16 protein-coding genes are annotated in these 22694 nt (G+C 69.3%); 9 read left to right on the top strand and 7 right to left on the bottom strand.

Annotated elements, in window-relative coordinates:
- The 6 genes from IE172_RS12340 to IE172_RS12315 all read right to left on the bottom strand — a co-directional run.
- Positions 1-3349 (bottom strand): S1 family peptidase (locus IE172_RS12340; RefSeq protein ID WP_190097214.1); only part of this gene is annotated, 3349 nt, incomplete at its 3' end.
- Between the two features lie 7 nt (positions 3350-3356).
- Positions 3357-3662: a trypco2 family protein gene (locus IE172_RS12335; RefSeq protein ID WP_190097213.1), complete on the bottom strand. Its 306-nt coding sequence runs from the start codon at positions 3660-3662 to the stop codon at positions 3357-3359.
- 174 nt (positions 3663-3836) lie between these two features.
- Complete coding sequence (locus tag IE172_RS12330; RefSeq protein WP_190097212.1) at positions 3837-4604, bottom strand: succinate dehydrogenase/fumarate reductase iron-sulfur subunit; 768 nt, start codon at positions 4602-4604, stop codon at positions 3837-3839.
- Entirely contained in the window at positions 4601-6535 is a 1935-nt protein-coding gene (locus IE172_RS12325) for a fumarate reductase/succinate dehydrogenase flavoprotein subunit (RefSeq protein ID WP_190097211.1), read from the bottom strand. Before IE172_RS12325 ends, IE172_RS12330 begins: the two co-directional genes overlap by 4 nt.
- A 15-nt stretch (positions 6536-6550) precedes the next feature.
- The gene (sdhC, locus tag IE172_RS12320) at positions 6551-7387 is read right to left on the bottom strand and encodes a succinate dehydrogenase subunit SdhC (RefSeq protein ID WP_190097210.1); all 837 of its coding nucleotides are present in this window, start codon (positions 7385-7387) and stop codon (positions 6551-6553) included.
- Positions 7388-7430: 43 nt separating this feature from the next.
- Complete coding sequence (locus IE172_RS12315; RefSeq protein WP_190097209.1) at positions 7431-7724, bottom strand: Rv0250c family protein; 294 nt, start codon at positions 7722-7724, stop codon at positions 7431-7433.
- A gap of 290 nt (positions 7725-8014) precedes the next feature.
- Between IE172_RS12315 and IE172_RS12310 the strand changes: the two genes are divergently transcribed.
- Entirely contained in the window at positions 8015-10306 is a 2292-nt protein-coding gene (locus tag IE172_RS12310; protein WP_190097208.1) for an ABC transporter family substrate-binding protein, read from the top strand.
- 72 nt (positions 10307-10378) lie between these two features.
- Here IE172_RS12310 and typA read toward each other — a convergent pair whose 3' ends face one another.
- Positions 10379-12295 (bottom strand): translational GTPase TypA, encoded by a 1917-nt coding sequence (gene typA / locus IE172_RS12305; protein ID WP_190097207.1) that lies wholly within the window; start codon positions 12293-12295, stop codon positions 10379-10381.
- Between the two features lie 441 nt (positions 12296-12736).
- On the opposite strand from typA, the gene IE172_RS12300 reads away from it, so the two are divergent.
- The 8 genes from IE172_RS12300 to IE172_RS12265 all read left to right on the top strand — a co-directional run bounded on the left by IE172_RS12300 (position 12737) and on the right by IE172_RS12265 (position 22689).
- The gene (locus tag IE172_RS12300) at positions 12737-13783 is read left to right on the top strand and encodes an ABC transporter permease (protein WP_190097206.1); all 1047 of its coding nucleotides are present in this window, start codon (positions 12737-12739) and stop codon (positions 13781-13783) included.
- Positions 13784-13883: 100 nt separating this feature from the next.
- Positions 13884-15686: an ABC transporter substrate-binding protein gene (locus IE172_RS12295; protein ID WP_190097205.1), complete on the top strand. Its 1803-nt coding sequence runs from the start codon at positions 13884-13886 to the stop codon at positions 15684-15686.
- A 104-nt stretch (positions 15687-15790) separates the two neighbouring features.
- Entirely contained in the window at positions 15791-16768 is a 978-nt protein-coding gene (locus IE172_RS12290) for an ABC transporter permease (RefSeq protein ID WP_190097204.1), read from the top strand.
- A 10-nt stretch (positions 16769-16778) separates the two neighbouring features.
- Positions 16779-17840, top strand: a complete 1062-nt coding sequence (locus tag IE172_RS12285) for an ABC transporter ATP-binding protein (protein ID WP_190097203.1) — start codon at positions 16779-16781, stop codon at positions 17838-17840.
- Between the two features lie 15 nt (positions 17841-17855).
- The gene (locus IE172_RS12280) at positions 17856-18974 is read left to right on the top strand and encodes an ABC transporter ATP-binding protein (RefSeq protein WP_190097202.1); all 1119 of its coding nucleotides are present in this window, start codon (positions 17856-17858) and stop codon (positions 18972-18974) included.
- Between the two features lie 183 nt (positions 18975-19157).
- A complete protein-coding gene (locus tag IE172_RS12275) occupies positions 19158-20786 on the top strand; it encodes a peptide ABC transporter substrate-binding protein (protein WP_190097201.1) in 1629 nt (542 codons plus the stop codon).
- Between the two features lie 6 nt (positions 20787-20792).
- The gene (locus IE172_RS12270; RefSeq protein ID WP_190097200.1) at positions 20793-21716 is read left to right on the top strand and encodes an ABC transporter permease; all 924 of its coding nucleotides are present in this window, start codon (positions 20793-20795) and stop codon (positions 21714-21716) included.
- The gene (locus tag IE172_RS12265; RefSeq protein ID WP_190097199.1) at positions 21709-22689 is read left to right on the top strand and encodes an ABC transporter permease; all 981 of its coding nucleotides are present in this window, start codon (positions 21709-21711) and stop codon (positions 22687-22689) included. The genes IE172_RS12270 and IE172_RS12265 overlap by 8 nt, the downstream gene beginning before the upstream one ends.
- Positions 22690-22694: the final 5 nt, after the last annotated feature.

Raw genomic sequence — 22694 nt, 5'->3', positions numbered from 1 at the left:
GCCGGTCGCGGCCGGACCGGTCGCCGGACGCGCGGCCGCCGTCACCGCCGGCTCCACCGCCAGCGGCCCCGCCCGCTTCCCGACCGTCCCGGCTGACGAGCAGGTGAATGACGTGCCCGGCGTAGACCTCGGTGGCGTACCCGTCGAGCCAGTCGCGGGCGATGCCGTTCGCTTCCTCGGCGGTCTCGGCGTCCAGGTCGTCGCGGGGCAGCAGGGCGTCCAGCACGAACCCGGCGTCCGAGGTGTCCTTGTACCGGGAGAGCCAGGCGCGGGCGAAGCCGATCGCCCGCCGGGCGTCGTCGGCCGGCAGGTCGGGCCGGGCGAGGAGGGGCCTCAGGACGTGTCCCGCGTCGCCGTTCAGGTTGCCGTCGAGCCAGCGGAAGGCGGCGGTGACGGCGCGCAGGACCTCGCCCTCGGTGAGTCCGGGCAGTCCGAGGACGCGCTTGACGATGTAGGACGCCGTCTCGGTCACCGCGTGGTGGTCGAGCCAGTTCAGGGCAGCCAGGCGCACCCGGTGGGCGTGCTGCTCCGGCAGGTCGGCGCAGTCGAGGAGCTGGCCGAGGACGAACTCCGCGTGCACGCTGGCGGCGTGGTGGTCGAGCCAGTCCAGAGCATGGGAGCGTGCCGACTCCGTCTCGTCCGGCGGCAGGTCGGGACTGCCGAGCAGCCGGGTGATGATCGACTCCGCCTGGATCGTCGTCGCGTGCGAGGCCAGCCAGCCGAGGCCGGCCCGGACGGCGTCGCGGAGGGCGGACGGCTCCAGGTCCCGCCGGGCCAGGAGCGGCTTCAGTATGTAGGCGGCCCCCAGGGTGGTGGTGTACTGGTCGAGCCAGGCGAAGGTCGCCACGAGGACCCGCTTGACGTCCTCGGCCGTCAGGTCGGGCCGGGCGAACAGGGCGCTGAGGACGAACCCGGCGCCGAAGGCGGTGGCATGGCGGCTGAGCCACATGGTGGCCGCGGAAACGACCCGCCGGGTGTCGAAGGGACTCAGATCGGTACGGCCCAGCAGCGCGCGCAGGACGTATCCGGTGTTCGGACCGGTGGTGTGGCGATTGAGCCAGGCCAGGGCCGTGGAGGTGGCTTCGTGGACGGCGTCGGCGGACACGTCGGTGCGGGAGAGCAGCGGGCCGGTGACGTAGCAGGCGACGGGCGTCAGGCCGTGGGCCTTCAGCCATTCGAGGGCGACCGGTACGAGGAGTCCGGCGCCTTCGGCGGGGAGATGGCGCAGGCCACGGTGCAGGACGTGGCGGGCGTCGAGGGATCCGCCGAAGTCGGTGAGCCAAGGAGTGACGACCTGGCCCCAGCACTCGATGGCCGCGTCGGACCAGGGCGGACCGGAGCAGATGGCGCCGAGGGCGTAGCCGCCGACGCTGGAGTCGGCGCGCAGCAGGCCGCCGATGGCGGTGGCGTGCCCGGTGAACCAGTCGTGGAGCACGGGGGCGACCGCCGTCGCACCCTCGGAGAAGGCGAGGTCGCTGACCAGACGGCCGATGTTGACGGAGAAGCGGCCGATGGTGCGGGCGCTGGTGAGGCCCCCGGCGAGCATGGCGCGGGTGCCCCCGGTGTCCGGGACGGGGAGCGGCTCGGGCAGCATCACCGATTCCATCAGCTGGTCGGCGACGATGTCGTGGGCGACGGACAGCGCACCGTTCCTGTGCTCCAGCCAGCCCAGCGAGACGAGGGTCGCGACGATGCCCTCGGCCTGTGCACCCGAACCGTGCAGTTCCGTGAGTGTGGCGTGGGCGGCGGCGACGACCCCGGGGTGTTCCTGCGGGCATGCGGCCGCGGCGGCGCCGGCGGCGACCAGACCGTCGGAGGCCCGGGCGGGGGTGTGCGGGTCGTCGGGACGGCGGCCGGGCACCGTGTAACCGTCCTCGCTGAGCCGTTTCAGCAGCCAGGCGGCGAGTTCACCGCCGGAGCGCAGGCCGACGGCCGAGGGCGGTTCGAGGTCTGCCTTGATCCGGCGTTCGATCTCGCGCGCGACCAGGAGCGCGATGATGGGGCGGTTGCCGCTCAGTGCGAGCATGCGTTCGATGCCCAGCTGTTCCTTGGCGGCGGGTGCCAGGGTCTCCAGTGCGTTGCGGGTGACGAGCTCCTGGAACTCGGGGTCCTGGCGGACCGGCACCTTGTCGAAGAGCTCGTGGACCAGCGCGCGGTCCGCTCTCAGCAGCCAGCCGGGGCGTGCGGAGGCGAGCAGGGCCAGGGAGACGCCGCGGCGCCGCGCCTCGGGCAGGAGTTGCTGCCGGACGGCGTTCAGGTCCAGGTTGGTCTCGTCGAGGTCGATCACCAGCAGGACGTAGCCGGCCTCTGTGAACGCGTGCTCGGCGATTTCGTCGAGGATCTGCTCGGAGTTGGACTCGCGGCGATGCGGTGACACGACGTGGAGCACGCGCCAGTCCTCCTCGAGGGCGAGCTGCCCGACCTCGAGGCCGGTGCGGGACTTGCCCGTTCCGGCCGCGCCGACGAGGAGGACGCCGCGTTCACCGGAGGTGACCAGGCGCGTGAACAACTCCTCGGGATGCGTGTCGTGTTCGCTGCCCGGGGACACGTAGGGCAGGCGGTCGGAGGTCAGGTTCTTCTCGAAGTCCCCGAAGCCTTCGATCAGTTCCTGCTGGGACAGCACCGAGCGCAGGCGGCGGCCGGGCTCGCGGCCGGACGCCTCCACCTGCATCGGCTCCGTACGTACGCGGTTCTGCCGGAGGATGTCGGTGAACGCCGGGTCCGCCAGGGCGGTGGCGAGGGACTCGCCCTCGGCGCTGCCGGTGCCGGCGGCGGGGAGACGGTGGGTCTGGACGCCGATGAGGACGCCCTGCTGGGTGAACAGGGCCATGCCGGAGATGCCTTTCCAGGCGTCCTGGCCGCCGGGGCCCTTCTCGGCGGGCGGGGAGGTGGTGATGGTGAGGTCGAGGTAGCCCGACTTCAGGTTGGAGCCGAGGTTGACGCGGCCTTCGATCTGCCGGCTGTCCCGGCGTCCCAGCCCCCGGAACCGTTCGGTCTCCTCCCGTTGCGCGTAGGCGGGGAAGCCGATGCCTATGAACGGCACGCTTCCCGCGCCGTCCGGCAGCCGTCCGAGCGGGACACCGGGCGCGGGGCCCAGTTCGGCGGGGACCTCGTCGAGCCGCAGCAGCGCGAGGTCGGAGCCGGAGCCACGCCAGACGACCGTGGCCGGCAGCCTGGCCTTGTCGTCGCCGAGCATCACCCGGCAAGCAGTGCTCGTACCCAGCAGGTGGGCGGCGGTGAGGATCAGCCGGCGACTGATCCGGTAGCCGGATCCGTACTCGGCCCCGGTGTTCTCCCCGGAGCCGATGACGACGACCTGCGCCACCCGGCTGGTGTCGAGAGGGCTCACCCGGGGCTCAGTCGGCGGCGAGCAGGCTCGAGACGTCGTCGCCGGTCAGTACGGAGCCACCGCCGGCCGTCTCCGCCGCCAGGCTGAGCCTGACGGTGTGCGTCTCCGCCGACTTGACGCTCCCCTTCGCCCCGAGCGACATCACCCAGAAGCGCACGCCGGCGTCCGCGTCGGCGCTCTTCTCGGCGGCGACCTGGAGTTCGAGGTCGATGGAGTCGATCCGGAACCGCACGTCCTCACCGGCGGCCTGGAGACGTGCCCGGTTGATCTCCGAGCGGAGCGACGTGAGGAGTTCGGCGAGTTCGATCTTCATCTGTGCCCCCGTGGTGAGCTGGCGCCTACCGGTGTGCCTGTTGAGGAATCTGACACTATCTCAGAGGTGCGGGCGCCGGAGGGCCGTCCGGGTTGCGGGGCATCCGAATCCGGTCACCGGAACACCCGGTCACCGCCACCTCCGGTCACCGCGACCTCCGGGCACCGCGACCGCCTAGGACCGGCGCCTGATCTTCGACCCCAGCCACACCAGCGGGTCGTACTTGCGGTCCACCGCGCGTTCCTTCAGCGGGATCAGCGCGTTGTCCGTGATCCTGATGCCCTCGGGGCAGACCTCCGTGCAGCACTTGGTGATGTTGCAGTAGCCGAGGCCGTGTTCGTCCTGGGCCGTGCGTTTGCGGTCCAGGCCGGACTCCTCGGCGGCGTCCAGCGGATGCATGTCGAGTTCCGCGACCCGCATCAGGAAGCGCGGCCCGGCGAAGGCCGGCTTGTTCTCCTCGTGGTCGCGGACCACGTGGCAGACGTCCTGGCACAGGAAGCACTCGATGCACTTGCGGAACTCCTGCGGGCGGTCCACGTCCTCCTGCATCATCCGGTACTCGCCCGGACCCACGCCCTCCGGTGGCACGAACGCGGGGATCTGCCGGGCCTTGGTGTAGTTGAAGCCGACGTCGGTCACCAGGTCGCGGACCACGGGGAAGGCCCGCAGCGGGGTCACCGTGATCGTCTCGTCCCGTTCGAAGACCGACATGCGGGTCATGCACAGCAGCCGGGGGCGCCCGTTGATCTCCGCCGAGCACGAGCCGCACTTGCCGGCCTTGCAGTTCCAGCGCACGGCGAGGTCGGGGGCCTGGGTGGCCTGGAGGCGGTGGATGATGTCGAGCACCACCTCGCCGTCGTTCACCTCGACCCGGAAGTCCTCCAGGGCACCGCCCCGCACGTCCCCCCGCCACACCTTGAAGCGGGCCTCGTAGCTGCTCACTCGTAGAGCTCCTCTTCGGCGAGGTACTTGACCAGCTCCTCCTTCTCGAAGAGGGCGAGCAGGTCGGGGCGGACGGGTTCGGTGGTCTCCCGGGTGAGGGCGATCTGGCCCCGCACCGCTTCGGTGACGGGGAGGGCGTCGTCGGGTTCGGCGAGCGCGCACAGCAGGTTGACGTTGCGCCAGGCGCGGTCCATGGCGGCGTGGTCCTCACGGGTGTGCCCGCCGCGCGACTCGGTGCGTTCCAGTGCCGCCCGCGCCACGCACTCGCTGACCAGCAGCATGTTCCTGAGGTCGAGGGCGAGGTGCCAGCCCGGGTTGAACTGCCGGTGCCCCTCGACCCCGGCGCGGCGGGCCCGCACCCGCAGCTCGGCGAGCTTGTCGAGGGCCTGTTCCATCTCGTGCGCGCGGCGGATGATGCCGACCAGGTCGTTCATCGTCTGCTGGAGTTCCTGGTGCACGGTGTACGGGTTCTCCGGCGGGCCCCCGGCCGGTTCCCCGCCCTCCGCGGAGAACGGGCGCAGCGCCTCGGCGGCGGCCGTGTCGACCTGTACGTCGTCCACCCGGGGCCGGGTGTCCGCCAGGGAGCCCGCGTACTCGGCCGCGTGCCATCCCGCCCGGCGCCCGAACACCAGCAGGTCGGAGAGGGAGTTGCCGCCGAGCCGGTTGGAGCCGTGCATGCCGCCGGCCACCTCACCGGCCGCGAACAGCCCCGGCACCCCGCGGGCCGCCGCGGTGTCGGAGTCGACGGCGATGCCGCCCATCACGTAGTGGCAGGTCGGCCCGACCTCCATCGGCTCCGCCGTGATGTCGACGTCCGCCAGCTCCTTGAACTGGTGGTACATCGAGGGCAGCCGTCGTGTGATGACGTCGGCCGGCATCCGGGTGGAGACGTCCAGGAAGACCCCGCCGTGCGGGGAGCCGCGGCCCGCCTTGACCTCCGCGTTGATGGCGCGGGCCACCTCGTCGCGGGGGAGCAGTTCGGGCGGGCGCCGGTTGTGGTCGGGGTCGTCGTACCAGCGGTCGCCCTCCTCCTCGGACTCGGCGTACTTGTCCTTGAAGACGTCCGGGACGTAGTCGAACATGAACCGCTTGCCCTCGGAGTTGCGCAGCACCCCGCCGTCGCCGCGCACCGACTCGGTGACGAGGATGCCCTTCACCGACGGCGGCCAGACCATCCCGGTCGGGTGGAACTGCACGAACTCCATGTTCAGCAGCGGCGCCCCGGCCAGCAGCGCCAGCGCGTGTCCGTCGCCGGTGTACTCCCACGAGTTGGACGTCACCTTGAACGACTTGCCGATCCCGCCGGTGGCGATCACCACGGCGGGCGCCTGGAGGACGAAGAAGCGCCCGGTCTCCCGTTCGTAGCCGAAGACCCCCGAGACGCGGGGCCCGTCCTTGAGCACGCGGGTGACCGTGCACTCCTGGAAGACCTTCAGCCGGGACTCGTAGTCCCCGGTCTCGCGGAAGTCCTCCTGCTGGAGGGCGACGATCTTCTGCTGGAGGGTGCGGATCAGTTCGAGGCCGGTGCGGTCGCCCACGTGCGCCAGGCGCGGGTACTCGTGGCCGCCGAAGTTGCGCTGCGAGATGCGGCCGTCCTTCGTGCGGTCGAACAGCGCGCCCCAGGTCTCCAGCTCCCACACCCGCTGCGGCGCCTCCCGGGCGTGCAGTTCGGCCATCCGCCACTGGTTGAGGAACTTGCCGCCGCGCATGGTGTCGCGGAAGTGGACCTGCCAGTTGTCGCCGGAGTTGACGTTGCCCATCGCCGCGGCGATGCCGCCCTCGGCCATCACGGTGTGCGCCTTGCCGAACAGCGACTTGCAGATCACGGCCGTACGGGCGCCCCGCTCGCGCGCCTCGACGGCGGCGCGCAGGCCCGCGCCGCCGGCGCCGACCACGACGACGTCCCACTCCTGTCGGTCGACCACGGACATAGGCAAGGCCCCCAGCTAGAAGAAGCGCGGATCGTCGAAGACACCGGTCGCGACGAGGTACACGTAGAGGTCGGCGACCGCCACGCTCACCAGCGACGCCCAGGCGAGCTGCATGTGCCGGGCGTTCAGCCGGCCCACCCACTGCCACATCCGGTAGCGCACCGGGTGCTTGGAGAAGTGCTTCAGCTTCCCGCCGACGATGTGCCGGCAGGAGTGGCAGGAGATGGTGTACGCCCAGATGAGGGCGATGTTGACCAGGAACACCAGGGTGCCGAGCCCCATGTGGCCCCAGTCGTAGTTCTCGTCCCGGAAGGCGAGCACGGTGTCGTAGGTCAGGACGCCGGCGACCAGCAGGGCCGCGTAGAAGAAGTACCGGTGGATGTTCTGGAGGATCAGCGGGAAGCGGGTCTCCCCGGTGTACGTGGCGTGCGGCTCGGCGACGGCGCAGGCCGGGGGGGACGCCCAGAAGCCCCGGTAGTAGGCCTTGCGGTAGTAGTAGCAGGTCAGGCGGAAGCCGAGCGGGAAGATCAGGATGATGACCGCCGGTGAGATGCCCCACCAGCTCCCGAAGAGCTCCCAGTTCGGTCCGGCCTTCATCGGCTCGCAGTTCTCCGCCAGGCACGGCGAGTAGAACGGCGAGACGTAGGGGGCCGCGTAGTAGTCGGCGTTGGCCAGGGCCCGCCAGGTCGAGTAGACGACGAAGGCGAGCAGCCCGGCCGCGGTGGCGGCGGGGGCCAGCCACCAGCGGTCGGTCCGCAGGTGCGGGGCGGCGATCGCGGCGCGTGTGCCGGTGCGCACGCCGCCGGTTCGGGGATGGGGTTCGGTGGCGGGAGGTTCCGTGCCAGTGGCCACTGGTCCACTCCGGTAGGGGTCAGGGTGCCGCGATCGGCGGTGGTCAGGGGGCGTGTCGGCCGCGGGCGCCGAGCCCTTCGTCGTCCGTGTCCACCCACAGCGAGGGGTCGTAGGGCGTGTCGGAGATGGTGACGAGGTCGTGCCGCTTCTGGGGGGCCGCGGCGGTGACCGCCGTCTCCCGCAGCAGCGCGATGCTCTCGCGCAGGTGATCGGTGTCGGACCGGACGCGGCGCATCTCCAGGCCGCCGCTGCCCATCTGCTTCTCCAGGCGCCCCACCGACCGGATCAGGTCGTCGAGGCAGCGCTGGACGGATGTCAGTTCATCGTGCACGGACATGACTTGCCCTCACTTCCACGGGTCCTTCGGGCCCAAGGCGGCAACGCTCATGCGCCTGCGAGTGTCGCGCGTCACACCTTGCGCTGTGAAGGGATGTGCATCGATTGGCCGAGGCGTACGGGTGCATCGTCCGGTGCGTTGCGCCGCACGGGTGGGCTTGTCACTCATGGCCGTCGTGTCGCCCTGCGTTGCAGAACCCTTTCCTCTTCAGTGGGCCGCATACATCGGATGAGATCCAAATACCACCAAAAGTGATCGTAACGCCCGCGGCTTCCCGGAGGTACTCAGAGATGTCCCACGACGGCGTCGGCCCGCGCGCGGCTCTGCGCTCGGTCGCCCTCCTCACCGCCGGCATCCTCGCGGTACCCGCGCTGGCCGGATGCGGCTCCGAAGGCGACCCCGCGGGCGAGCCGCTCGCCGGCGCGGACATCGGGCGCGCCGACCGGGCGACGATCGCGGACGGGGGCACCCTGCGCTGGGCCGTGGACACCGTCCCGGCCACCCTGAACACCTTCCAGGCGGACGCCGACTCCACCACCTCCCGGATCGCCCAGGCCGTGCTGCCCTCCCTGTACCGGACGGACGGCAAGGGCCGGGCGGTGCGCAACCCCGACTACCTGGAATCGGCCGAGGTCGTCGACACCGAGCCCAAACAGGTGGTCCTCTACAAGCTCAACCAGCAGGCCGTGTGGAGCGACGGCCGCGAGATCGGCGCCGCCGACTTCGCCGCCCAGTGGCGCGCCCTGTCCGGCAAGGACACCGCCTACTGGACCGCCCGCAACGCCGGCTACGACCGCATCCAGAAGATCGAGCGGGGCAGGAACAACCTGGAGGTCAAGGTCACCTTCGACCGTCCCTACGCCGACTGGAAGTCGCTGTTCACCCCGCTGTACCCCAAGGAGGTCATGGGCACCCCGGACTCCTTCAACGACGGGGCGCGCAAGAAGCTGAAGGTCACCGCCGGCCCCTTCACGGTGAAGAAGATCGACACCGAGGAGGACGAGGTCACCCTCGTCCGTGACGCGCGGTGGTGGGGCGACCCGGCGAAGCTCTCCACGATCGTGCTGCGCTCGGTGCCCCGCGCCAAGCGGATCTCCGCGCTCAGCGCCGGCACCCTCGACCTGGCCGAGATCGACGCCACGGCGGCCGGCCGCGTCAGCGCCGCCGCGCCGGCCCGCGGGGAGAGCACGGAGAGCGGGGCCACCCCTCTCATGGGCCCCGGCGCGGACCGCTCCGCCGCCGACGCCCTGCGGTCCTGGGCGGTCGCCAACGGCTCCGACGAGGACGCCGCCGACGAGGAGGTCGCCGCCCGCGCGAAGCTCCGCAAGAAGGCCGAGAAGTACGCGCGTCAGCAGAAGGCCCTCGCGGGCTTCGAGGTGCGCAAGTCACTGGAACCCGCCTACACCCAGCTCGCCCTCAACGGCGCCGACGGCCCCCTGGCCGACGAGCGGGTCCGCCGGGCCGTGGCCCGCGCCCTGGACCGGGGTGCCATCGCCGAGTCCGTCCTGAAGCCGCTGGGCCTGCCCGCCGAGCCCGTCGGCAGCCACCTGGCGCTGGCCGGCCAGGCCGCCTACGCCGACGGCAGCGGTGCCCTCGGCGAGCAGGACGCCAAGGAGGCCCGGGCGCTGCTCGCGGACGCCGGCTGGGTGCGGGGGGGCCCGGTCAAGGAGGAGAAGAAGGACGCGGAGAAGGCGGCGGGCTCCGAGAACGACGAGGGTTCCGGCGGCGACGAGGACGCCGGGAGCGACTCCGAGGGCGGCGACGACGGCACGTACATCGTCGGCCAGGACGACGGCGAGGGCGACGGGGACAAGGGCGACAAGGGCAGCAACGGCAGTAACGTCGACAACAGCGACAACGGCGACAACAGCGACAACAAGGCCCCTCGCGACTCCGGCACCGGTGCCAAGCAGCTCAACCAGGGCAGTGCTCCCGGCGCCTACGCCCCCCGGGGCACCGCGGCCCCCGCCCGCGCCGACAACGCGCCCGTCGCCAAGAACGGCAAGGCGCTCATCCTCCGCTTCGTCCTGCCCTCGGGGCCCGGCTCGGACACGCTGGCCGCCGTGGCGGGCCGGATCTCGGCGATGCTGGAGAGGATCGGCATCCGCACCGACGTCTCCAAGGTCGACGACGACAGCTACTTCAAGGACCACATCGCGTCCGGCGAGTACGACCTCGCCCTGTACTCGTGGCCCGCGACCGCCTTCCCCGCCACCGACGCCCGCCCCGTCTACTCCAAGCCGGTCCCGGCCGCCGACGGCTCCCTGAACGTCGAGCAGAACTGGACCCGCGTCGGCACCGACCAGGTCGACCAGCTCTTCGACCAGGCGATCGCCACCCTCGACGACGCCGAGCGCGCCGCCTTGATCCGCAAGGCCGACTCCCGCATCTGGGCGGCGGCCGGCTCGATCCCCCTCTTCCAGCGCCCCGAGCTCACCGCGGCCCGCGAGAACCTGGCCAACGCCGGCGCCTTCGGCCTGCGTACGCCGGTCTTCGAGGACATGGGATTCCTAAGGAAGTCCGCGCGGGGCCCGTCGGGCTCGCCGGGCGCCACGGGCTCCGGGCCGTCGGCCGGGGACTGACGCCTCGGGTACGTACGGAAGCGGCCCACCCCGCTCGGGGGTGGGCCGCTTCCGCAGGCGTGCGTGCCGGGGTCAGGCGTGCTTGGCGCGGCTCGTGGCGCGGGCGCGCTCGCGGGCGTCCAGGTTCACCTTGCGGATGCGGATGGCCTCCGGGGTGACCTCCACGCACTCGTCGTCGCGGCAGAACTCCAGGGACTGCTCCAGCGACAGCTTGCGCGGCGGGACGATCGCCTCGAACGAGTCGGCCGAGGACGACCGCATGTTGGTGAGCTTCTTCTCCTTGGTGATGTTCACGTCCATGTCGTCGGAGCGCGAGTTCTCGCCGACGATCATGCCCTCGTACACCTCGGTGCCGGGGTCGGTGAACAGCACGCCGCGCTCCTGGAGGTTGGTCATCGCGAAAGCGGTGACCGCGCCGGCGCGGTCGGCGACCAGGGAGCCGTTGTTACGGGTCGTGAGCGTGCCGAACCAGGGCTCGTGGCCCTCGTGGATGGAGTGGCCGATGCCCGTGCCGCGGGTCTGGGTCAGGAATTCCGTGCGGAAGCCGATCAGACCGCGGGAGGGCACCACGAACTCCATGCGCACCCAGCCGGAGCCGTGGTTGGACATGTTGTCCATGCGGCCCTTGCGGACGCCCATGAGCTGCGTGACCGCGCCCATGTGCTCCTCGGGGACGTCGATGGTCATGCGCTCGACCGGCTCGTGGACCTTGCCGTCGACGAGCTTGGTGACCACCTGCGGCTTGCCGATCGTGAGCTCGAAGCCCTCACGGCGCATCTGCTCGACCAGGATGGCCAGCGCCAGCTCGCCGCGGCCCTGCACCTCCCAGGCGTCGGGGCGGTCGGTGTCCAGGACGCGGAGCGAGACGTTGCCGATCAGCTCGCGGTCCAGGCGGTCCTTGACCTGGCGGGCGGTGACCTTGCGGTCCTTGACGGCTGCCTTGTTGTTCGCGCCCTTGCCGGTGCCGCCGCGGCCGACCAGCGGGGAGGTGTTGGTGCCGATGGTCATGGAGATCGCCGGCTCGTCCACCGTGATCAGCGGCAGCGCGACCGGGTTCTCCGGGTCGGCCAGCGTCTCGCCGATCATGATGTCCGGGATGCCGGCGACGGCGCAGATGTCACCGGGGCCGGCCTTCTCGGCGGGCTTGCGGGTGAGCGCCTCGGTCATCATCAGCTCGGAGATGCGCACGTTGGTGACGGTGCCGTCGCGCTTCATCCAGGCGACCGTCTGGCCCTTCTTCAGCTCGCCCTGGTGGACGCGGAGCAGGGCGATGCGGCCGAGGAAGTTGTCGGCGTCGAGGTTGGTGACGTGGGCCTGGAGCGGGGCTTCCTCGTCGTACGTGGGAGCCGGGATGTAGTCCAGGATCGTCGAGAAGAACGGCTCCAGGCTGGTGGAGTCGGTCGGGACCGTGCCGTCCTGCGGCTTGGTCAGCGAGGCGACGCCGTCGCGGCCGCAGGCGTAGACGATCGGGAACTCGATCTGCTCCTCGTCGGCGTCCAGGTCGAGGAAGAGGTCGTAGGTCTCGTTGACGACCTCGTCGATGCGGGCGTCCGGACGGTCCGTCTTGTTGATGCACAGGATGATCGGCAGCCGCTGCTGGAGCGCCTTGCGCAGCACGAAGCGGGTCTGCGGCAGCGGGCCCTCGGAGGAGTCCACCAGCAGCACCACGCCGTCGACCATCGACAGGCCGCGCTCGACCTCGCCGCCGAAGTCGGCGTGGCCGGGGGTGTCGATGATGTTGATCGTGATGGGCTCCCCGCCGTCCTTGGGGTGGTACTTCACCGCCGTGTTCTTGGCGAGGATCGTGATGCCCTTCTCACGCTCCAGGTCGTTCGAGTCCATCATGCGCTCGTCGACCTGGTCGAGCTGGTGGGCGGCGAAGGCGCCGGCCTGCTTGAGCATGCCGTCGACGATGGTGGTCTTACCGTGGTCGACGTGAGCGACGATGGCGACGTTGCGGATGTCGTGACGTGTTGCGGACGGAGCCATAAAAGGCGTACTCCCGGAGTGCTGAGGAATGCCCCGCACGGGCGTCTGTGGTGTGCGGGCCCTGCCGGGCTGTACACGCCTCGGCCTCACCCCATGGTACGGGTGCGCGACAGGGTCCGCCGTCGCGAGCGGGCGCGCGGGCTGTTGCTCCCGGGAAGCGGGAAGACCCGTTCGGATATCGGAGTGCACAGAAACACGTTTCGGACATGTAAACAAAATGGTGCACCTGTATGTCCGGAATGTCGATTTCCGATTCTTCATGTCAAGCGCGCGCAGGTGTCAATCTTTGCAATTTTTGCTCAAAATATGGACGGTAGGGAGATCCCTATGTCTTCCGCCCTTGACGCGCGTTGACCGTCTTGGCGAAAGTTCCCCCAAACCACAGAACCTGCCGGTATCTGTGCTGCGCTCAACTCTCCAACCCCCCGGGGGACGAACACGATGACCAGTCCAATCAAGGCCGAGGACTCCGGGTCCGCGGCTGTCTTGGACCCTGAGCTCGCAGCGACCGCCGAGAACGCGGTCGTGAAGGGCGAGAAGCAGCCCGAGGGTCGTTCCCCCGGCCAGTTGATGTGGCAGCGCTTCAAGCGCGACCGTACCGGGGTCGTCTCCGCGTGCGTAGTGATTTTCTTCTTCGTCGTCTCCGCCGCGGCTCCGCTCATCGCGAAGCTGTACGGCAAGAACCCCTACACGCTGTACGCCCAGGAGCCGGACTACCCCTTCCTCCTGGACGACTTCGCCATGCCGACCGGATCCTTCGGCGGCATGTCGGGCGAGTTCTGGTTCGGTGTGGAGCCGAAGCTGGGCCGTGACGTGTTCACGATGCTGCTGTACGGCATGCGGACCTCGCTCTACATGGCCGTGGTCGTCACGACGCTCTGCGTGATCACCGGCGTGCTCATCGGCATGGTGATGGGCTACTTCGGCGGCCGGGTCGACTACTGGCTCGGACGGGTCACCGACTTCTTCCTGGCCTTCCCGCAGCAGCTCTTCTTCATCGCCTTCATGCCGGTCGTGGTCGCCATGTTCGTCGACCCGCAGGACGAAACCCCCACCTTCCTGCGGGCCGTGGCGATCACCCTGGTGATGTGGTTCCTCGGCTGGATGGGCCTGGCGCGCCTCGTGCGAAGCTCCGTGCTCTCGCTCGCCGAGCGGGAGTTCGTGGAGGCGGCCAAGGTGTCCGGCGCTTCTCCGTGGCGCATCGTGCGCAAGGAGATCCTGCCGAACATCGTCACCCCGATCCTGGTGCAGGCCACCTACATCCTCCCGGGAACGATCCTCTCCATCGCCTTCCTCTCGTACATCGGCGTCGGCTTCGTCGAGCCGACCCCCGACTGGGGCCGGATGTTCGCCATCGGCGCCGACGTGTACGAGCAGGACCCGATGTTCATGTTCTTCCCGGGCGTGGCGCTGGTGGTGTTCGTTCTCTCCTTCAACCTTCTCGGAGACTCCGTCCGGGACGCATTCGACCCCAAGACCGGACGGTAATCGTCCATTGGTGGTGGGGGAGCTGCCGCCCCCGTGCCGGGCTACCGGACCGCTAGGCAGCACTCGTGGACAACTAATGACAGGTAGGTGCATCGGCATCATGAAGCCCATCAGAACGCGTACCGCGCGTGCCATCGCCGTCGCCATCGTGGCCGGCTCGCTGGCGCTGACCGGCTGCTCCAGCGACAACGGTGGTGGCAGCAAGGGCAAGGACGACGCGAAGAACCAGAAGGACGCCGCCGAGCAGCAGGACCCTGTCGCCTACGGTGACGCCGCCGCCTCCAACGGTCCGGCCGAGGAGATCGCCGGCGCGAAGCCCGGTGGTTTCATCAACGTCTACATGCAGTCGGACCTGACCCACATGGACCCGGGTCAGATCTACGTCTCCGACGCGGGTCAGTTCTCCAACCTGATCCACCGCGGTCTGACCAACTACCAGGAGGACGAGAAGGGCAACCTGACCGTCGTCGGTGACATCGCCACCGACTCCGGCCAGTCCTCCGACGGCGGCAAGGTCTGGACGTACAAGCTCAAGGACGGCGTCAAGGACCAGGACGGCAACGCCATCACGTCCGCCGACGTCCGCCACACCATCGAGCGCCTGTACTCGAAGGTCATCTTCGACGGCCCGACGTTCGTCCAGTCCTGGCTCTCGGGCAACGACTACCGCAAGGCGCTGCCGGACGGCCCCTACAAGGGCAAGCACCTCCCGGACACCGTCCTGGAGACCCCGGACGACAAGACGGTCGTCTTCAAGTTCGACAAGCCGCGTCCGGACCTCCCGCAGGCCCTCGCCATGGCGGGCTACTCCATCGTCCCGGCGAAGGCCGACACGAAGGAGAAGTACGACGACGCCCCGAAGGCGCTCGGCCCCTACAAGATCGCCGAGTACAAGCCGGGCAAGTCGATGAAGCTGGTCAAGAACGACCAGTGGGACGCCAAGACGGACTCGGTGCGTCACCAGTACGTCGACGGCTACAACTTCAGCTCCACCATCGACCAGGCCAGCCAGACCAAGCGTCTGATCGCCGACCAGGGCGAGGCGAAGAACGCCATCCAGTTCACCGACTCGGTGGACCCGGCGCAGATGTCCACGGTCATCGGTGACGCGAACGCCAAGAAGCGCACCGTCCAGGGCTACCAGCCCTACGTGTGGCAGCTGACCTTCAACCTCGACCGCGTCAAGGACAAGAAGATCCGTGACGCGATCACCTACGCGATCCCGAACCAGTCCATGGTTCAGGCGGACGGTGGCCGCTACGGCGGTGAGGTCGCCGGCGGTCTGCTCGCCCCGACCCTGCCGAACTACGACCCCGAGTACGACCCGTTCGGCAAGCTGAAGAAGCCCAACGGTGACCCGGAGAAGGCCAAGGAGCTGCTGAAGGAGGCGGGCTTCAAGGAGGGCACCAAGATCTCCTACGCCTACTCCAACACCCCGCGTGGCCAGGCGCAGCAGGTCATCATCAAGGACGCGCTCGAGAAGATCGGCTTCGACGTCCAGGCCAAGGAGATCGACCGGGCCAGCTTCTACGAGCAGATCGGCAAGCTGAACAACCCGTACGACATCTACATGACCGGCTGGGGCCAGGACTGGTCCTCCCCGTCCACGGTCATCACCCCGGTCTACGACGGTGAGCTGGTCGCCGACGGCGCGTCCAACTACTCGCACGTCAACGACCCGCAGGTGAACGAGCTGATCAAGAAGGCCCTCGTCCAGGAGCCGGAGGAGGCCGCCAAGACGTGGGAGCAGGCTCACCACCGTCTGGTGGAGGAGATCAACCCGGCTGCTCCGGTCTACTACTCGAAGCAGATCCAGCTCTACGGTTCGAACATCGGTGGCGCCAAGTACAGCACGGAGTCGAGCTACATCAACATCAACGACCTGTACCTGAAGCAGCCGTAACCCGTCAGCTCGGCTGACCGCGGGGGTGTGCGCCAGGCGGAGCGCACCCCCGCGGACGGTACCCCCTCCCTGCCGCCGCGTTTCGAAGAGAGCATCCACCCGCCATGCTTCAGTTCCTCATCCGCAGGCTGATCGGCGCCGTCGTCATCATGTTCCTGATCGGCGCCTTCACGTTCTTCCTGTTCTATACGGTTCCTCAGGACTTCGCTGCGCTGTCCTGCGGCAAGAACTGCTCGCCCGAGAACCTCGCCGTGATCCGGGAGAACCTCGGTCTTGACAAGCCCATCACGACCCAGTTCTGGGAGTTCATGACGGGCATCGTCGCAGGGCGGGACTTCGCGACCGGTCACTGTGCCGCACCCTGCCTCGGGCAGTCCTTCAGCACCGGTGAGTTCGTCTGGGACTCGATCATGGACCGCTTCCCGCTGACGCTCTCGCTGACCGTCGGCGGTCTGGTGATCTTCCTCATCGTCGGCCTCGGCTCCGGCCTGCTGGCCGCGTGGAAGCGCGGCACGGTCGCCGACCGGGTGGTCAGCGGCGCGTCCATCGTGCTGAGCTCGTTCCAGATCTACTTCCTCGGCCCGATCGTCCTCGGCATCGTCGTCTACCAGTCGGGCTGGCTGGACAACCCCAAGTACCACCCCTTCACGGAGAACCCGCTCACCTGGGCCGCCGGCATGCTGATCCCGTGGGCGGTGATGGCGACCATCTTCACCGCCCAGTACACCCGTATGTCGCGCTCGACCATGATCGAGCAGCTCCAGGAGGAGCACGTCCGCACCGCCCGCGCCAAGGGCATGAAGCAGAGCTACGTCTTCTTCCGCTACGCCTGGCGCGGTTCGCTCATCCCGATCGTCACTATCCTGGGTATCGACCTCAGCGCGCTGCTGTCCGGCGCGGTGGTCACGGAGTTCACGTTCGACCTGGCCGGCATCGGCCGTCTCGCGGTGGATTCGTCGCTGACGAAGGACCTGCCGGTGACCATGGGCGTCATGCTGTTCGGGGCGTTCTTCATCCTGCTCCTGAACATCCTCGTGGACCTCGTCTACGCGTACATCGACCCGCGCGTGCGGCTCAGCTAGGAGAATGACCGTGACCACACTGACCAAGACCGAAGGCGAGAAGGCCCCGACCGGGCCGGACTCCTTCCTCTCGGTCCGCGACCTGCGGGTGCGGTTCTCCACCGAGGACGGCATCGTCAAGGCGGTCGACGGACTGTCCTTCGATGTCGAGCGCGGCAAGACCCTCGGGATCGTCGGCGAGTCGGGCTCCGGCAAGTCGGTGACCAACCTGACCGTCCTCGGTCTGCACAACCCCAAGAGCACCACCGTCGAGGGCGAGATCCTCCTCGAGGGGCGGGACCTGGTCACCGCCCCCGAGAAGGAGCTGGAGAAGCTCCGCGGCAACAAGGTCGCGATGATCTTCCAGGACCCGCTGACGGCGCTCTCGCCGTACTACACGGTGGGCCGGCAGATCGCCGAGCCGTACATGAAGCACACGGGTGCCTCCAAGAAGGAGGCGCGGGCCCGGGCGATCGAGATGCTGACCAAGGTCGGCATCCCGCAGCCCCAGTCCCGGGTGGACGACTACCCGCACCAGTTCTCCGGCGGTATGCGCCAGCGCGCCATGATCGCCATGGCGCTGGTCTGCGACCCCGACCTGCTGATCGCGGACGAGCCGACCACCGCCCTGGACGTGACGGTGCAGGCGCAGATCCTCGACCTGCTGAAGGAACTCCAGCAGGAGTTCGGCACGGGCATCATCTTCATCACCCACGACCTCGGCGTCATCTCCGACATGGCCGACGACCTGCTGGTGATGTACTCGGGCCGGGCCGTGGAGCGCGGCACCGTCCGCGAGGTGCTGCGTCAGCCGAAGCATCCCTACACCTGGGGTCTGCTCAGCTCGATGCCGCGTCTGGGCGCCGACGTCTCGCAGGCCCTCAACCCGATCCCCGGATCCCCGCCCAGCCTGCTGAACCCGCCCTCCGGCTGCCCCTTCCACCCGCGCTGCGCCTTCACCGGCGAGGTGCCGGGGGACCGGTGCAGCACCGAGCGCCCGCCGCTCGGCGAGGGCCGGGACGCTGCCTGCCACCTGACGGCGGAGCAGAAGCAGTCCATATTCATCGACACGATCCAGCCCCGGCTGCGCTAGGGAGAGATCCGAGACATGAGCGACAACCTCACCCTCCCCGCACAGCAGGGCTCCACCGGCGCGTCCACCGAGACGCTGCTGAAGGTGGAGGGCCTGACCAAGCACTTCCCGATCTACGGCGGCTTTCCGATCAAGCGGAAGGTCGGCGCCGTCCAGGCCGTCGACAACGTCGACCTGACCGTCGGCGTCGGCGAGAGCGTCGGACTGGTGGGTGAGTCGGGCTGCGGCAAGTCGACCACCGGCCGGCTCATCACCCGGCTGCTGGAGCCGACCGGCGGCAGGATCGAGTACGCGGGCCAGGACATCACGCACGCCAAGCGCAGGCAGCTGGCGCCGGTCCGGTCCGAGATCCAGATGATCTTCCAGGACCCGTACTCGTCGCTGAACCCGCGCCAGACCGTCGGCACCATCATCAAGTCGCCGATGGAGGTCAACGGGATCGACCCCGCGGGCGGCCGGGAGAAGAAGGTGCGCGAGCTGCTCGAGCTCGTCGGCCTCAACCCCGAGCACTACAACCGCTTCCCGCACGAGTTCTCCGGCGGTCAGCGCCAGCGCATCGGCGTCGCCCGCGCCCTGGCGCTCAGCCCGAAGCTGATCGTCGCGGACGAGCCGGTCTCCGCCCTGGACGTCTCCATCCAGGCGCAGGTCGTCAACCTGCTGCAGAAGGTCCAGGACGAGCTGGGCATCGCCTTCCTGTTCATCGCCCACGACCTCGCGGTCGTCCGGCACTTCTCGCAGCGCGTGGCCGTGATGTACCTCGGCAAGGTGGTCGAGGTCGGCGACCGGGACTCCATCTACAACCGTCCCCGCCACCCGTACACCCACGCCCTGCTGTCGGCCGTGCCCGAGGTGGCGATGGACGACGAGACGGAGAACCGCGAGCGCATCCGCCTCTACGGTGACGTCCCCTCGCCGATCATGCCGCCGTCCGGCTGCCGCTTCCGCACCCGGTGCTGGAAGGCGCAGGACAAGTGCGCGACGGACGAGCCGCCGCTGGTGCAGATCTCCGGCAACCGTGACGGCCACCTGACGGCCTGCCACTTCCCGGAGGAGCCGACCACGGAGGCCCGCAGCGAGGACGTCGTCCTCGACCCGGCCCTGAAGGCCCTGGAGGAGTCGGCCGGCAAGGACTGACACCTCGTCGTACGCCACGGCTGCCGCCCGCCCCGTCGAGGGGCGGGCGGCAGCCGTCGTTCGTCCCGGAGCCGTACGCGCGGACGGGGGAGTGCCCCCCGGACAGGTGCCCTGCGTGTGCGTGATGCCCCGTGTGCCCCGATATTGGCGTAAAGGATCGGCGCACGTACGAGGAGGCACCCCATGCGCGGAGCCATGCACGCCGGATGGGCCGCTTGCGCGATGGCGGTCGCCCTCGCCGCGGCGGGCTGCGGAGGCGGCGGGGACGGCGGCGGGAGCGACTCGGGAGCCGTGCTGAGCGCCTCCTGGGGCGATCCGCAGAACCCGCTGGAGCCGTCGAACACCAACGAGGTGCAGGGCGGCAAGGTCCTCGACATGATCTTCCGCGGACTGAAGCGGTACGACCCGAAGACCGGCGAGGCCCAGGACATGCTCGCCGAGAAGATCGAGACCTCCGACTCGCAGAACTTCACCATCACCGTCAAGGACGGCTGGACCTTCAGCAACGGGGAGAAGGTCACCGCCCGGTCCTTCGTCGACGCCTGGAACTACGGCGCCAGTCTGAGGAACAACCAGCGCAACGCGTACTTCTTCGGCTACATCGAGGGCTACGACCAGGTCCACCCGGAGGAGGGCGACCAGACCGCCGACACCATGTCCGGTCTGAAGGTCACCGGCGACCGCACCTTCACCGTGAAGCTCACCCAGAAGTTCTCCACCTTCCCCGACACCCTCGGCTACGCGGCGTTCGCCCCGCTGCCCCAGGCCTTCTTCGACGACCACGACGCCTGGGTGAAGAAGCCCGTCGGCAACGGCCCCTACCTGGTCGACTCCTACACGCGCGGCTCACAGATGGCCCTGCGCAAGTGGGACGACTACCCCGGTGACGACAAGGCGCAGAACGGCGGCGTGGACCTCAAGGTCTACACCGACAACAACACCGCCTACACCGACCTGATCGCCGGCAACCTCGACCTGGTCGACGACGTCCCCGCCGCCCAGCTGAAGAACGTGGGGAACGACCTGGGCGACCGCTACCTCAACACCCCCGCCGGCATCATCCAGACCCTCGCCTTCCCCTTCTACGACGAGAACTGGAACAAGGCGGGCTCGGAGAAGGTCCGCACGGGCCTGTCCATGGCGATCGACCGGAAGCAGATCACCGACACGATCTTCCAGAAGACCCGCACCCCCGCCACCGACTGGACCTCGCCCGTCCTCGGCGAGGACGGCGGCTACCAGGCCGGCCTGTGCGGGGACGCCTGCGAGTACAACCCCGGCGAGGCCAAGAAGCTCATCGAGGAGGGCGGCGGCCTGCCCGGCGGCAAGGTGACGATCACCTTCAACGCCGACACGGGCTCCCACCGCGAGTGGGTCAACGCCGTCTGCAACTCCATCAACAACGCGCTGGACGACGAGCGCGCCTGCACCGCCAACCCGGTCGGCACCTTCGCCGACTTCCGCAACGAGATCACCGACCAGAAGATGACGGGCCCGTTCCGGGCCGGCTGGCAGATGGACTACCCGCTCATCCAGAACTTCCTCCAGCCGCTCTACTACACCGGAGCCTCCTCCAACGACGGCAAGTGGTCCAACCAGCAGTTCGACGACCTCGTCAACCGGGCCAACCAGGAGACCGACACCGCCAAGGCCATCGACCTGTTCCAGCAGGCCGAGGGGGTCGTCCGCGACAACATGGCCGCCATTCCGCTGTGGTACCAGAACGGCAGCGCCGGCTGGTCCGACCGGCTCTCCGGCGTCGAACTCAACCCCTTCAGCGTCCCCGTGTACAACCAGATCAAGGTGAGCTGACCGGCCATGGGACGCTATGTCGTCCGGCGGCTGCTCCAGATGATCCCGGTGTTCATCGGGGCCACCCTGCTGATCTTCCTCATGGTCAACGTGATGGGCGACCCCATCGCCGGCCTCTGCGGGGAGCGCCAGTGCGACCCGGCGACCGCCGCCCGGCTGGAGCAGGAGTTCGGCCTCGACAAGCCCGTCTGGCAGCAGTACCTGACCTACATGGGGAACGTCTTCACCGGCGACTTCGGCACGGCCTTCAACGGCCAGGAGGTCACCGAGCTGATGGCGACGGCGTTCCCCGTCACCATCCGGCTCACCCTCATCGCGATCCTCTTCGAGATCGTCATCGGCGTCACCCTCGGCGTGGTCACCGGACTGCGCCGGGGCCGCCCCGTCGACACGGGCGTGCTGCTGCTCACCCTCGTCGTCATCTCCGTGCCCACCTTCGTCACCGGTCTGCTGCTCCAGCTGCTGCTCGGCGTGAAGTGGGGCTGGATCCGCCCCTCGGTCTCCTCCGAGGCGCCCTTCGACGAACTGATCCTGCCCGGCCTGGTGCTGGCCTCCGTCTCCCTCGCCTACGTCACGCGGCTGACCCGCACCTCCATCGCCGAGAACCGCCGCTCCGACTACGTCCGCACCGCCGTCGCCAAGGGCCTGCCCCGGCACCGGGTCGTCGTGAGGCACCTGCTGCGCAACTCCCTCATCCCGGTGGTCACCTTCATCGGGGCCGACATCGGCTTCCTCATGGGCGGCGCCATCGTCACGGAGCGGATCTTCAACATCCACGGCGTCGGCTACCAGCTCTACCAGGGCATCCTCCGGCAGAACACGCAGACCGTCGTCGGCTTCGTCACCGTGCTGGTGCTGGTGTTCCTGGTCGCCAACCTGATCGTCGACCTCCTGTACGCCGTACTCGACCCGAGGATCCGCTATGCCTGACGGACGCCACGAACCCGAGCAGGCCATCGCGGGCACCTCGATGGGCGGCACCATGGACCTCGGCGTCGACGAGGCGGAGACCCTGGAGCAGCGGCCGGACGGCGCGGGCGGCCCCGGACCCGAGGGCAAGCCGCGCTCACTGTGGTCCGACGCGTGGCGCGACCTGCGCCGCAACCCCGTCTTCATCATCTCGGCGCTGGTGATCCTCTTCCTGGTCTTCATCTCCCTGTGGCCCTCGGCGATCACCTCCGGCAGCCCCCTCAAGTGCGACCTGTCCAAGGCGCAGCAGGGCTCCCAGTCCGGGCACCCCTTCGGCTTCGACGGCCAGGGCTGCGACGTCTACACCCGCACCGTCTACGGGGCCCGCACGTCCGTGGCGGTCGGCGTCCTCGCCACCCTCGGCGTCGCCGTCCTCGGCAGCGTCCTCGGTGCCCTCGCCGGGTTCTTCGGCGGTGTCGGGGACTCGGTCCTGTCCCGGATCACCGACGTGTTCTTCGCCATCCCGGTCGTCCTCGGCGGACTGGTGCTGCTGTCGGTCATCACCAGCAACACCGTCTGGCCGGTCATCGGGTTCATCGTGCTGCTGGGCTGGCCGCAGCTGTCGCGCATCGCCCGCGGTTCCGTCATCACCGCCAAGCAGAACGACTACGTGCAGGCGGCGCGGGCGCTCGGCGCCTCCAACTCGCGCCTGGTGCTGCGGCACATCGCGCCCAACGCCATCGCCCCGGTCATCGTCGTGGCGACCATCGCGCTGGGCACCTACATCGCCCTGGAGGCCACCCTGTCCTACCTCGGCGTCGGCCTGAAGCCGCCCAGCGTCTCCTGGGGCATCGACATCTCCGCCGCCTCCCCGTACATCCGCAACGCCCCGCACGCGCTGCTGTGGCCCTCCGGGGCCCTCGCGATCACCGTCCTGGCGTTCATCATGCTCGGCGACGCGGTGCGCGACGCCCTCGACCCGAAGCTGAGGTGAACCGC

Origin of the sequence: Streptomyces griseoflavus, assembly GCF_014649995.1 — a bacterium.
GTDB classification, from domain to species: Bacteria; Actinomycetota; Actinomycetes; order Streptomycetales; family Streptomycetaceae; genus Streptomyces; species Streptomyces griseoflavus.
The sequence above is the reverse complement of the archived record's forward strand: the minus strand, read 5'-3'. Positions and strand labels throughout refer to the sequence as shown.